The organism is uncultured Sulfitobacter sp. (genome assembly GCF_964021855.1).
GTDB lineage: Bacteria > Pseudomonadota > Alphaproteobacteria > Rhodobacterales > Rhodobacteraceae > Sulfitobacter.
On sequence record NZ_CAXHZD010000001.1, the window covers coordinates 701,456 to 713,965 of the forward strand.

A 12,510-nucleotide genomic window follows, 5' to 3' on the forward strand; every position below is an offset into this window, starting at 1 on the left:
TGAGCCTGAGCATGACCAGTACCTTTATCAAACCAATGCACCCAGAAGGGCGCAAGTTTGTCGCGATCTTTGCCGCGATCACCTTGGTTCTGTTTTTGCTGGCTGAATTTCTGGGCTGGCTCGGCGTCGGGGCAACGGTTTGGTGCTATTACTTCTTCCGTGATCCTGAACGTGTGACCCCCAAGGGCGACAATCTGGTGATCAGCCCCGCCGACGGGATTATTTCCCTGATTGAACCCGCCATCCCCCCGGCCGAGCTGGGCATGGCGGATACCCCGCTGACCCGTGTGAGCGTTTTCATGAACGTGTTTAACTGCCACGTTAACCGCGCCCCGGTCGCCGGAGAGATCACTGAAATCGCTTATCGTGCGGGCAAGTTCTTTAACGCGTCGCTGGACAAGGCAAGCAAAGACAACGAGCGCAACAGCCTGCGCATCAAAATGGACGACGGGCGCGACATTGCCGTGGTGCAGATTGCGGGCCTCGTGGCGCGTCGCATCGTTTGCTTTACCAAGCCCGGCGCACACACGCAGGCAGGTCAGCGTTTTGGTCTGATCCGCTTTGGATCGCGGGTGGATGTGTATTTACCCCAAGGCGTTGAACCCAAGGTCAGCATTGGCCAGACCATGGTGGCGGGCGAAACCATATTGGCAGAGCTGTCGTAAATGCCCGACAAAACCCCCGCGCCCCTAGACAAAGCAAAGACCGAATTTTCGCTGCTTCAGCTGTTGCCAAACATGCTGACCATTGCGGCGATCTGCGCGGGCATTTCAGCGATCCGTTTCGCGGCCGAGGATAAATTTCCACTGGCGGTGTTTTTGATCGCGCTGGCCAGCATTCTGGACGGTATGGACGGGCGCGCGGCGCGGTATCTGGGCAGCGATAGCAAAATCGGTGCCGAATTGGACAGCCTTGCGGATTTCGTCAATTTTGGCGTGGCACCGCCCTTGGTGGTGTATTTCTGGGGCTTGCAAGATTTCTATCGCGCGGGCTGGCTGGCGGTGCTGGTATTTGCCGTGTGCTGCGTAATGCGGTTGGCGCGTTTCAACGTGGATTCGCGCACCAAAACGCCGTTGGATGATGGCGGGTATTTCACCGGCGTGCCGTCACCAGCGGGTGCGATGCTGGTGATGTTGCCGATTTATCTGCCCTATGCGTTCGGCCCCGGCGCGGCGATGCCGGACTTGCTGGCCTGTCTTTATATCGTGTTTGTCGGTTGGGTTATGATCAGCCGCATCCCGACATGGTCGTTTAAGTCCGTCAGTTTTTCGCGCAGCAACGTGACCTATTTCCTGATCGCTTTCACAAGCTTTATCGCCTGTCTGGTCAGCTTCCCTTGGGCCACGCTTGTGATCTGCTGCTTCGCCTATGCAGGCAGCGTGCTTTGGGCCGTGATCGAGCTCAAGATGGCCAAGCGCAAAGCTTAGTCTTGGGAATAGGTCGGGTGGAACTTTCCGGCGGGCGATAGGGTGAAAATCTCGCACCCCGTTTCGGTCACGCCGATGGAATGTTCAAACTGCGCAGACAGCGATTTGTCGCGGGTCACTGCTGTCCAATCGTCTGACAAAACCTTGGTTTCCGCGCGGCCCAGATTGACCATCGGTTCAATCGTAAAGAACATGCCCGGTTCCAGAACCGACCCTGTGCCGGGGCGGCCATAGTGCAAGACATTGGGCGGGGCGTGAAAAACGCGGCCCAAGCCATGCCCGCAGAAATCGGTTACGACGCTCATCCGGTGGCTTTCGACAAAACTTTGGATCGCGTGGCCGATATCGCCAAAGGTATTGCCGGGTTTCACGGTCTCAATCCCGCGCATCAGGGCGTCATGGGTGACATCGATCAGACGTTCGGCCTTGCGGGGCAATTTGCCCGCAACATACATCCGCGAGGTGTCGCCAAACCAGCCATCAACAATCACCGTGACGTCGATGTTCAGAATATCGCCGTCTTTCAGTTTTTTGTCGCTGGGGATGCCGTGGCACACAACGTGATTGATCGAGATACAGCTGGCGTGTTGATAGCCCTTATAGCCGATCGTTGCCGATTTGGCCCCTGCGTCCTCGACCATCTGTGTGATCAGGCCGTCGATGGCCCCGGTTGTCTGACCCACGAAAACATGCGCGGCGATATCATCAAGGATCTGCGCGGCAAGTTTGCCCGCGGCATGCATGCCTGCGAAATCCGATGGGTCGTAAATGCGAATGCCGTCTTTTGTCTGGCGTCCTCGGTGTTCATTCATCACCGGTATCTCCGTAGGTCTATTTTGTTTCGTTCGGGATGGTCCAAGGGTCCGTGCAGGTCAACCCTTTAGGGCCAACTCTGTGCCCAAAGTCACCTGTTGAGGGCTGATATGGGTGCCAATCACCAATGTTTCCAGCCCTGCGGCCCGCGCAGCGTCGAAAGCGGCGGCATATGCGGGGTCAATATCGCGGGCGACGGAAAAGGCGGTGCAGTCGGTTCGTTGTACCAAATATAGCAAAACGGCACGGTGCCCGGCCCGCGCCATTTGCGCCAGTTCAGTCAAGTGTTTTGCCCCGCGTGCTGTCACGCTGTCGGGGAATTCCACCAATCCGGGGGAGCGTGACAGGGTTGCTGACTTCACCTCAACATAGGCATCTGGCAGACCCGGTTGCGTGAGCAGGAAATCGATGCGCGAGTTTCCACCGTATTTCACCTCAGGCTTAACGGTTTTGTACATTGCCAGTGCGGGTACTTGCCCCGCGATCAGCGCAGCTTTGACCGCGCGGTTGGGCAGGGCCGTATCAACGCCCGTGAAATGCCCGTTTTCGTGATCAACCAAGCGCCAGCCATAGTTCAGCTTGCGTTTGGGATCGTCATTGGGCTCCAGCCAGATCCGCATGCCGGGGTCGGCCAGCCCCATCATTGAACCGGGGTTGGCGCAATGGGCGGTCACTTCGCGGCCATCTTCCAATGTGCAATCGGCTAGAAACCGTTTGTAGCGGCGGATCAGGCGGGCGGGGACAAGTTCAGTTTGAAAGCGCATAGGGTGTGACCTATACCTCAATCACAGCCCCCTCAAGGAGACAGGCCCATGCCAAACCCCACCGCAGCCATGATTGTGATCGGCGACGAAATTCTGTCGGGGCGCACGCGCGACAGCAATATGCACCATCTGGCGGGGCAACTGACCAGCGTGGGGATCGACCTAAAGGAAGTCCGCATGATCGGCGACGAACATGGCACAATTATTGCGGCGGTTCAGGCGATGTCAAAAGCCTATGATAATGTGTTCACCAGCGGTGGTATCGGGCCGACCCATGATGACATCACCGCCGATTGCATCGCGGCGGCCTTTGATAAACATATCGACGTGCGCGACGACGCCCGTGCCATTCTGGCGGCGCATTACGCGCGATCCGGTACTGAGCTGAACGAGGCGCGGTTGCGGATGGCCCGTATCCCTGATGATGCGCTGTTGATTGATAATCCGGTTTCGGCGGCACCCGGCTTTAAGCTTGAGAATGTGCATGTGATGGCAGGTGTTCCGTCTGTGTTCGAGGCGATGGTGGCCACCGTGCTGCCCACCCTGACCGGCGGCGCGCCACTGCTAAGCGCGACATTGCGCATTGACCGTGGCGAAGGCGATATTGCCGGGCCACTGGGGCAAATCGCCAAGGATCATCCCGCCCTGTCGATCGGATCATATCCGTTTCAAAAAGATGGCAAATACGGTGCGCATATTGTGATCCGGGGGAGCAATCAGGCCGACATCGATGCCGCTATGAAAAAGCTGGAGGCGGCATTTTGACGGCACCGGATATTCCCCAACTTTACGAGGTGATTGATCAAACCTGGCCCGCCGCGCGGCGCTGGACCGAAAACGGCTGGACCCTGCGCGACGGGCAAGGTGGGGGCAAACGTGCCTCTGCGGCGACGCAGGCCAGCGCGGGCGCGGATATCGGTGTTGCCGAGACCGCCATGCGCGCGATGAACCAAACGCCGCTTTTCATGATCCGGCAGGGCGATGATGCGTTGGACGCTGAACTGGCCGCGCAGGGGTACGAGATCATTGATCCCGTGAACATCTATATCCTGCCCGTCGAAGGGCTGACCGACGTGCCGATCCCCCCTGTCACCGCGTTCGAGATTTGGGAACCTCTGGCCATCATGCTCGAGATTTGGGCCAAGGGCGGCATTGGTCCGGCCCGTATCGATGTAATGCGTCGCGCCGCGAAAAAGACAGCGATATTGTCGCGCTGGAAGGAAAAGCCCGGCGGCGTGGCCTTTGCCGCGATCCACGATGGCGTGTGCATGGTGCATGCTGTCGAGGTGCTGGAACATCAACGTGGTATGGGCGTCGGCAAGTGGATGATGCGCCGCGCGGCCACGTGGGCGCAGGCCCAAGGTGCGAGCCATGTGGCGGTTCTTTGCACAAAGGCGAATGCGCCCGCGAACCGGCTTTATCAAGGGCTGGGCTTTGCCCATGTGGGCGACTATCATTATCGGCAACCCGCTGAATAAAGGAGCCATCCGATGGCAAATGACGCCCCAACCGCCCTTGATCTGCCGATGGTTGATCCGCTGCCCGAAGCCACGCAAAAATACTTTGATGTCTGTCAGGAAAAGCTGGGCATGATCCCGAATGTTTTGCAGACATACGCGTTTGATATCGACAAGCTGAACAGCTTTACCGCGATGTATAACGATCTGATGTTGGGCGCGTCGAACCTGTCCAAGCTTGAGCGCGAGATGATCGCGGTTGTCGTGTCGTCGGTGAACAAATGTTACTATTGCCTGACGGCGCACGGGGCTGCCGTGCGGCAGCTTTCTGGCAACCCGATCTTGGGCGAACAGATGGTGATGAACTGGCGTGTCGCTGAATTGGATGCACGGCAAACCGCGATGCTGGAATTTTCCGAAAACCTGACAGTGGCCAGCGCCAAAACCACCGAAGCCGACCGTCAGGCCCTGCGCGATGTGGGTTTCACGGACCGCGATATCTTTGACATCGCATCGGTCGCGGCGTTCTTTAACATGACCAACCGTGTGGCCAGCGCCACGAATATGAAACCTAACGAAGCCTATCACGCGCAGTTCAGATGATCCTGCGCGCCACAGCTTTTGCTTTGCTGGCATTGGCGATGCCTGCCGCAGCGGTAGAGCTGTCATTGCCGCAATCCGCGCGCCTAACGGTTGAGCGAAATACTGGACCTGACAGCTATGTAGCGCCGATTGGCCCATTTGCGGACGGTGCCCTGAATACAGTGACTGTTGAGGGGAACGTTGCGCGTTCCGCGTGGCGGCTTGAGGCGTTAGGGTTGACGCCCTTGCAAGTGCTGCGCCCGCTTCGGTCACAACTGACTGAGGCTGGGTATGACATCGTGCTGGATTGCGGCGCAGTCGCCTGTGGCGGGTTTGATTTTCGCTTTGCCACCGAAACGATGCCAGGGCCGAATATGTACGTCAACATTCGGTCCTATCAGTTTGTGACCGCGGTGCAGGGGCCGTTGTCGGCCCCGACGTCCATTGTAACTGTGCTGGCCAGCACGGCGGCGTCTTCGGCCTATGTGCAGATTATTCAGGCGGATGCGGTGAAGGCCGCGCAGGTGCCAAACGAGGGTATCCAAGTGCCCGTGGCAACTGCGGATGGGAACACGCTGGCCGACGCGTTGCTTGGCCAAGGACATGCGGTATTGGGCGGGCTGGATTTCACGTCGGGCACGGCCACATTGGGCGATGCCGGTGCAGGTGCGCTTGAACGGCTCGCCGCGTTTCTAAAGGATCAGCCGACGGTCCGGATTGCGCTGGTCGGGCATACCGATAGCGTTGGGTCGTTGCAGCCGAACATTGCCTTGTCGCGCAGTCGCGCGGCCGCTGTACGTGACAGATTGATCGAGAGATACGACATTCCCCCGGCCCAGATCGAGGCTGAAGGTATGGGGTATCTTGCCCCGGTCGCATCAAACCTGACCGCGCAAGGGCGCGAGGATAACCGCAGGGTCGAAGCGGTCTTGCTGTCGCGGGATTGACGTTCAAGAAATGATAAACCCTCGCTACCTAAGTGGTGAGCGAGGGTTGATTTCATCTTGCTTGGGCCGATTGCGTCGCAGGGTCTATTTACCAGTCGTTCGGGCCTTTGTCTGCAAATTCATGCGCCAGAAAGTCAATGAACGCGCGGACCTTGGGTTGGGTAAAACGGCCTGGTGGGTAAACGGCATATATGCCCTGAGTTTCCAAGGGCAGCTCGGGAATTGCATCTTCGACAAGGCCTTTTGCCATCGCATCAGCGTATAGAAAGCTGGGCAGATATGCGATGCCAAGGCCCGAAACTGCGGCGTTCAACAGGGATTGCCCGTCATTGACAGACAACCAGCCGGCAGTGCGCACCTGACGCTTTTCGCCCGATGGCGAGGTCAGTTTCCACATGTTTCCGCTGGATTGGTTCGAATAGTGCAACAGCTTGTGGTCGTTCAGATCGTCGATCTTTTCAGGGCGGCCGTATTTTTCGAAATACCCCGGCGACGCAATCATGCGTTTGGTGGTTTCGGTCAGTTTGCGGGCGCGCAGGGTGCTGTCTTCTAGCTCTCCGATGCGGACGGCCATATCAAACCCTTCGCTGATCAATTCAACGTAGCGGTTGTTCAGAACCATGTTCACGGTGATGTCTGGAAATTCCTCAAGAAAACCGGACAGAGCGGGGGAGAGGTGGTTCACCCCGAAATCCGTCGCCACTGAAATGCGCAAAAGGCCCGAAGGCGCGGATTGCATTGACGTGACCAGCGCATCTGCTTCGCCTGCATCATTCAACACACGGCGGGCGCGGTCATAATAGGCAAGGCCGATTTCCGTGGGGCTGACGCGGCGGGTAGTGCGGTTCAGCAGGCGCGCGCCAAGGCGTGCCTCAAGCGAGGATACATGTTTGGATACGGCAGACTTCGAGATGCCCATTTTCTTGGCCGCGTCCGTAAAACCACCCTGATCCACGACGGTGGCGAATGCTTCCATTTCTGTCAGGCGGTCCATTGCCGTCCCCTTTTCTATCATCTGAGTTTGCAGAGATATGCGGGTCAAATCGGGCAAGATCACGGCAGGGGTGGGTCAGTAGAAAGGTTATTGCGTGGATTGTTTGCGTCAGGGAAACAATCGCAAGTTACGCGCATTCGCAGGCGTATCAGATCCACCGCAGCTTTCTAAGCAACGCGAACATCAAGACCGCCAGAACGAAGATACCCAGACATAAAAACGCAAAGGCCCAAGGGGAATGAATGCCGGGCATGCCAGCGACGTTTACGCCAAACAATCCGGTGATAAATCCCAACGGAAGAAAAAGGGCAGCTGCCACAGATAGCACATACCCATGGCGTGCTTGGCGTTGGGCAACGTGGACGTCATGTTCTTCTTGCACCGACACAAGACGGTCTCGCAGCTCGTCCAGTTCCTCAACCGCGATCAGCGCGCTGTTGGCCTGTTCGTGCAGTTCAAGCTGGCTGTTCTCCGGGATCAGGGGGATATCAAGGGCGGCAAGTTTGCTAAGTGCTGCGCGTTGCGGATCAAGATAGCGCCGCAGCCGGATCACGCTGCGGCGGATTTCTGGCAATTCGCGCGGCATTGGCGTGTCTTTGTCTTCCAAATCCACCTCAAAGAACTCGGTCTGTTCATCGATGCCTTCGACATGTTCCTGAACCCGCCGGGTCAGCCGACCCACCAGATCCTCTAGAAACACGGCAGGGCTGGGCGGGGCATTTTGCGCTTCGGCCAATCGGCGGATTGCTTCGAGGGCGAATACTCTCTTCCGGCGGACGGTGATCAACAGGTCGGATTCGATGAACATGCGGACCGACACCATTTCATCGGCTGCCTGTCCCTCGTTCATGTTGATGCCGCGCAGGTTCAGGATCAGCCCGCCGGTGAACTGGTCACAGCGGGGGCGCGTTTGTTTTTGAACCAACGATCCGGCAGGGATGTCATGCAGATTTTCGCGTGCCCAAGGTTCAAGCATCTCGTCCGTCAGGTCGAAATGCCACCATCGATAGGCACCCGGACCCGTTAGATTGGTGTCCGTCGGCACCGTCGCGGTGCCGTCGGGATAAATATCAAAAACGCAAATGGGCATGGGGTCCGCTTTCTAACTGCTTTTGAAAGCAAAGTTTCGCACCCTATCGGCCCAAGGGCAATATCACAGCGCCGCGGCGAGCCGTGTTCCCTGATTAATCGCACGTTTCGCGTCCAGCTCTGCCGCGACATCGGCCCCGCCGATAACGTGACAAGGGATGCCTTTCGCCTCAAGCGCGTCTGCAAGGGACCGATCCGACAGTTGGCCCGCGCACAGTACAATCGTATCCGCCTCGATCAGCTGGGGTTTCTCGCGTGCTTCGCCAAAGCTGATGTGCAGCCCGTCTGCGTCGATCTTTTCGTAATTCACGCCACCAATCATCTGGACGTTTTTCATGGTCAGCGATGCACGGTGTATCCAGCCTGTCGTCTTGCCCAAACCTTTGCCGACCTTCGTGGCCTTGCGCTGCAACATCGTGACCTCGCGCGCGGGGGCGTGGGGTTGCGGCCCTTCGGGGGCCAGACCGCTGCGGTGGTCGGCAGGGTCGGTGACGCCCCATTCCTTCATCCATTCGGGCAGGTTCGTGGTGGTGCTGTCGCCGTCGTGAACCAGATGTTCGGACACGTCAAAGCCGATACCTCCCGCACCGATGACTGCAACCTTGTGGCCCGCCGTCACCTTGCCGTTCAGGATGTCGATATAGCTGACCACATTGCCGGTGTTTTGGCCGGGGATTTGTGGGTCGCGGGGCACGACGCCGGTGGCGATAATTACTTCGTCGAAATCCCCCAGATCATTGGCGGACACTTCGGTGTTCAGTTTGACGGTCACGCCATGTTCTTTGACCATCGCACGGTACCAATCGACAAGGCCCCAGAACTCCTCTTTGCCCGCGACTTGCTTGGCAAGGTTTAGCTGTCCGCCGATTTCGGACGCGCGGTCAAAGACGGTAACCTTGTGACCCCGTTCAGCCGCTGTGATGGCCGCCGACAGACCGGCAGGGCCAGCACCGACAACCGCGATTGTTTTGACATCGGTCGTCGGCTCTACCTTTAACTCAGTCTCGTAACAGGCGCGCGGGTTCACCAAACAGGTCGAGATTTTGCCACCAAAAGTGTGATCCAGACACGCTTGGTTACATGCAATGCAGGGCGCGATCTGATCAGCCTTGCCCGCCGCCGCCTTGGCCACGAAATCAGCATCCGCCAGCATCGGTCGCGCCATCGACACCATGTCGGCGCAGCCTTCGGCCAGCACGTCTTCGGCGACTTGGGGCGTGTTGATCCGGTTCGAGGTGATCAGCGGAATACTCACCTGACCCATCAGTTTCTTTGTGACCCAAGCGAATGCGGCGCGGGGAACGGACGTGGCAATCGTTGGAATGCGGGCCTCGTGCCAACCGATGCCGGTGTTGATGATTGTGGCACCTGCGGCCTCGACCGCTTTGGCAAGCTGCACGACTTCTTCAAATGTTGATCCGTTGGGGATCAGGTCGATCATCGACAAGCGGTAGATCAGGATGAAATCAGGGCCGACGGCGTCGCGCACGCGGCGTACGACTTCGACTGGCAGCCGCATGCGGTTTTCATAGGACCCGCCCCATTCATCGTCGCGCTTGTTGGTGTGGGTGACCAAAAACTGGTTCAGGAAATATCCCTCGGACCCCATCACCTCGACCCCGTCATAGCCTGCTTGCTTGGCGCGCAGGGCGCAGGCGGCGATGTCGCTGATCTGTTTTTCGATGCCTTCCGCGTCCAGTTCTTTGGGGGCGAACATTGAAATCGGGGATTTGATCGCTGAAGGGGCCACGCAATCGGGGCTGAACGCATAGCGACCTGCATGCAGGATCTGCATCGCAATTTTACCGCCAGCCTCGTGAACACGCTGGGTCACGATGCTGTGGTTATCGACATCCTTTTGCGAGGTCATCATCGCCGCCCCATGGGCCACTGACCCTTCGGGGTTGGGGCCGATGCCGCCAGTGACCATCAACCCCACATCGCCACGCGCGCGGGTCGCGTAAAATTCAGCGACGCGGTTCCAATCCTGCGTTTCCTCAAGCCCCGTGTGCATCGACCCCATCAACACGCGATTTTTCAATGTGGTAAAGCCCAGATCAAGCGGGGCCAGCAGGTGTGGATAGTCGGACATGGGGCGAACCTTTCGAAGGATGGGGACGTTGCGACTGACTTCATCTTAAGCGCTGGCATCTGTCACGCACAACGCTGCGTAAGCCAATATACATCGGGCGGGCTTTTGTGATAGGCCCGCGCTGAACCGAGACAACCCAAAGGCCCCGCCATGACACCCGAAGAAATCGCCAAACTGCCCTATCGCCCCTGTGTCGGCGTGATGCTGATGAATGCCGATGGCCATGTCTTTGTTGGGCAGCGCAGGGACCGGGACCAAGACGCATGGCAGATGCCGCAAGGTGGCGTAGACAAAGACGAAGAGGCCAAGGCCGCCGCCCTGCGCGAGCTTGAGGAAGAGACCGGCATTCGCTCCGGTTCCGTGTCTGTCATGGCCGAGACTGAAAACTGGCTGCCCTATGATCTACCGCATGATCTGGTGCCCAACATCTGGAAAGGTCGCTATCGCGGGCAGGAACAAAAATGGTTCCTGTTGCGCTTTCATGGTGAGGATTCCGAGGTTAATCTGGAAACCGATCATCAAGAGTTTTCAGAATGGCGTTGGCTGCCTGTTGATGATCTGGTGGACAATATCGTGCCGTTCAAACGCGAGGTCTATCAGGCCGTCGTGGCCGCGTTCCGCCCGCATATTACACCCGCCGATATCTGATCGGTTTTCATACTGCTTATTTCGTAGCAAATGCCGCCCATTGTGCATGATCGGAAACCACCGCGTCGCTTAAGGGCGCGCGTGATGCTGCTTTGGCGCGGCAATTGCATATGCGTCTATTGACCGCGCAAACGGCTTGGGAAACACAGGCCCGTCGAAGCCATGTGCCGCTTCCTTTCTGACTGGACCTGAACCCATGAAAAACTTTGCTCTTACCGTCGCATGTCCTTCGACCCGTGGGGTCGTCGCCGCGATTGCGAATTACCTTGCCGATAATGCCTGTAACATCACCGACAGTGCCCAGTTCGACGACAAGGAAACCGGCAATTTCTTTATGCGCGTCAGCTTTGAAAGTGACGACGTTGTTGATCTGGACCGGTTGGCCGATGGTTTCGCCGCCACGGCCAGCCCTTTCAACATGACCTATGATTTCCACGACCAGACCGAAAAGATGAAGGTCGTGATCATGGTGTCGCGGTTCGGGCATTGCCTGAACGATTTGCTATACCGCTGGCGCATTGGCGCGCTGCCCATTGATATCGTTGCCGTGGTGTCCAACCATATGGACTATCAAAAGGTCGTCGTGAACAACGACATTCCGTTCCACTGCATCAAGGTCACGCCGGAAAACAAAGCCGACGCCGAGGCGCGGATCATGGCTGTGGTCGAAGATGCGGGGGCCGAGCTGATTGTGCTGGCGCGCTACATGCAGATCCTGTCGGACGAGATGTGCCAGAAGATGTCGGGGCGGATCATCAATATCCACCATTCTTTCCTGCCCAGCTTCAAGGGGGCGAACCCGTATAAACAGGCGTTCCAGCGTGGGGTGAAATTGATCGGTGCGACATCGCATTACGTGACCGCCGATTTGGATGAAGGCCCGATTATCGAGCAGGATATCGTGCGTGTAACCCATGCCCAATCGGCCAATGATTACGTATCACTGGGCCGCGATGTGGAAAGTCAGGTACTCGCCCGTGCCATCCACGCGCATATTCACCGCCGGGTGTTTTTGAACGGCAACAAGACCGTCGTGTTCCCTGCATCCCCCGGATCATACGCATCGGAACGGATGGGGTAATCACCCCGACCTGCGTGGCCCCTTAGCCGATGATCGGCACATGTGGGCCAGCGTCGCTGTCCAGCAGGCCCGTTAGGCGTGGATCGTCAGCAATTTCGATCTGGCGGCGGTACGGGGTAAACCCGCTACGAAGATAGAACGCTAAGGCCTGCGGGCTGTCGATGGTACAGGTGTGCAGGTGAAAACGGGTGATGTCCCGCGACCACGCGGTGGCAATCGCGTGGTTCATGAGGAAACGACCTGCACCCGCACCAATCAGTTTTGGCGTGAGGCCGAAATACGCCAGCTCGCATTCGCCGGATTGGCTGAAATCCAGCTCAAGCAAAGCTTCGTCCTGGCCGTCTTTGCCAAGGGTATAATAGACTCTATCGGTATCTGTCAGAATTGCAGCCAGATCAGCATCAGACATCTTAAGCCGGGAAAACCACAGCCAATGCTGTGCGCCAACCCGGTCAAAGACGTCACGGTACCATTCCAGCGTCGGGGCGACTTGTCGCAGGGATACGCCATCGGGCAATTCTATAGGCCGCAGAGCGGGTGCCGCACGCATCTCAAGATGGGTCACAACCATCGCCAGTTTGCCATCCGGCACGTCGTGATATCCATCAGTCAGCAT

At 57.8% G+C, this 12,510-nt stretch carries 14 protein-coding genes; 8 read left to right on the forward strand and 6 right to left on the reverse strand.

Features of this window, described 5'->3' with window-relative positions; translation table 11 throughout:
• Positions 1–5: 5 nt before the first annotated feature.
• Positions 6–665 (forward strand): phosphatidylserine decarboxylase, encoded by a 660-nt coding sequence (locus AADJ11_RS03415; protein WP_341233658.1) that lies wholly within the window; start codon positions 6–8, stop codon positions 663–665.
• A complete protein-coding gene (gene pssA / locus AADJ11_RS03420) occupies positions 666–1,427 on the forward strand; it encodes a CDP-diacylglycerol--serine O-phosphatidyltransferase (RefSeq protein WP_341233148.1) in 762 nt (253 codons plus the stop codon).
• Here the strand turns inward: pssA and map are convergent.
• Positions 1,424–2,239 (reverse strand): type I methionyl aminopeptidase, encoded by an 816-nt coding sequence (gene map / locus AADJ11_RS03425; RefSeq protein ID WP_341233149.1) that lies wholly within the window; start codon positions 2,237–2,239, stop codon positions 1,424–1,426. The genes pssA and map overlap by 4 nt on opposite strands.
• 60 nt (positions 2,240–2,299) lie before the next feature.
• The gene (sfsA, locus tag AADJ11_RS03430) at positions 2,300–3,004 is read right to left on the reverse strand and encodes a DNA/RNA nuclease SfsA (RefSeq protein WP_341233150.1); all 705 of its coding nucleotides are present in this window, start codon (positions 3,002–3,004) and stop codon (positions 2,300–2,302) included.
• Between the two features lie 48 nt (positions 3,005–3,052).
• On the opposite strand from sfsA, the gene AADJ11_RS03435 reads away from it, so the two are divergent.
• Genes AADJ11_RS03435 through AADJ11_RS03450 form a run of 4 tightly spaced genes read left to right on the forward strand, consistent with a single transcriptional unit; the run spans position 3,053 to position 5,990 of the window.
• Positions 3,053–3,769 carry a molybdopterin-binding protein gene (locus AADJ11_RS03435; RefSeq protein ID WP_341233151.1) on the forward strand — a complete coding sequence of 239 codons (717 nt, stop codon included), beginning with the start codon at positions 3,053–3,055 and terminating at the stop codon, positions 3,767–3,769.
• A complete protein-coding gene (locus AADJ11_RS03440; RefSeq protein ID WP_341233152.1) occupies positions 3,766–4,482 on the forward strand; it encodes a GNAT family N-acetyltransferase in 717 nt (238 codons plus the stop codon). Before AADJ11_RS03435 ends, AADJ11_RS03440 begins: the two co-directional genes overlap by 4 nt.
• 12 nt (positions 4,483–4,494) lie before the next feature.
• Positions 4,495–5,064 (forward strand): peroxidase-related enzyme, encoded by a 570-nt coding sequence (locus AADJ11_RS03445; RefSeq protein WP_341233153.1) that lies wholly within the window; start codon positions 4,495–4,497, stop codon positions 5,062–5,064.
• Entirely contained in the window at positions 5,061–5,990 is a 930-nt protein-coding gene (locus tag AADJ11_RS03450; protein ID WP_341233154.1) for an OmpA family protein, read from the forward strand. Before AADJ11_RS03445 ends, AADJ11_RS03450 begins: the two co-directional genes overlap by 4 nt.
• 88 nt (positions 5,991–6,078) lie before the next feature.
• Here AADJ11_RS03450 and AADJ11_RS03455 read toward each other — a convergent pair whose 3' ends face one another.
• From AADJ11_RS03455 to AADJ11_RS03465, 3 genes are all read right to left on the reverse strand, one after another.
• The gene (locus AADJ11_RS03455) at positions 6,079–6,984 is read right to left on the reverse strand and encodes a LysR family transcriptional regulator (RefSeq protein WP_341233155.1); all 906 of its coding nucleotides are present in this window, start codon (positions 6,982–6,984) and stop codon (positions 6,079–6,081) included.
• A gap of 148 nt (positions 6,985–7,132) precedes the next feature.
• Positions 7,133–8,074 carry a zinc transporter ZntB gene (locus AADJ11_RS03460; protein ID WP_341233156.1) on the reverse strand — a complete coding sequence of 314 codons (942 nt, stop codon included), beginning with the start codon at positions 8,072–8,074 and terminating at the stop codon, positions 7,133–7,135.
• Between the two features lie 63 nt (positions 8,075–8,137).
• The gene (locus AADJ11_RS03465; protein WP_341233157.1) at positions 8,138–10,165 is read right to left on the reverse strand and encodes an NADPH-dependent 2,4-dienoyl-CoA reductase; all 2,028 of its coding nucleotides are present in this window, start codon (positions 10,163–10,165) and stop codon (positions 8,138–8,140) included.
• 150 nt (positions 10,166–10,315) lie between these two features.
• Between AADJ11_RS03465 and AADJ11_RS03470 the strand changes: the two genes are divergently transcribed.
• Together AADJ11_RS03470 and purU are read left to right on the forward strand one after the other, a co-directional pair.
• The gene (locus AADJ11_RS03470) at positions 10,316–10,813 is read left to right on the forward strand and encodes an RNA pyrophosphohydrolase (RefSeq protein WP_341233158.1); all 498 of its coding nucleotides are present in this window, start codon (positions 10,316–10,318) and stop codon (positions 10,811–10,813) included.
• A gap of 196 nt (positions 10,814–11,009) precedes the next feature.
• The gene (purU, locus tag AADJ11_RS03475; RefSeq protein ID WP_341233159.1) at positions 11,010–11,894 is read left to right on the forward strand and encodes a formyltetrahydrofolate deformylase; all 885 of its coding nucleotides are present in this window, start codon (positions 11,010–11,012) and stop codon (positions 11,892–11,894) included.
• A gap of 22 nt (positions 11,895–11,916) precedes the next feature.
• Here purU and AADJ11_RS03480 read toward each other — a convergent pair whose 3' ends face one another.
• The gene (locus AADJ11_RS03480) at positions 11,917–12,510 is read right to left on the reverse strand and encodes a GNAT family N-acetyltransferase (protein WP_341233160.1); all 594 of its coding nucleotides are present in this window, start codon (positions 12,508–12,510) and stop codon (positions 11,917–11,919) included.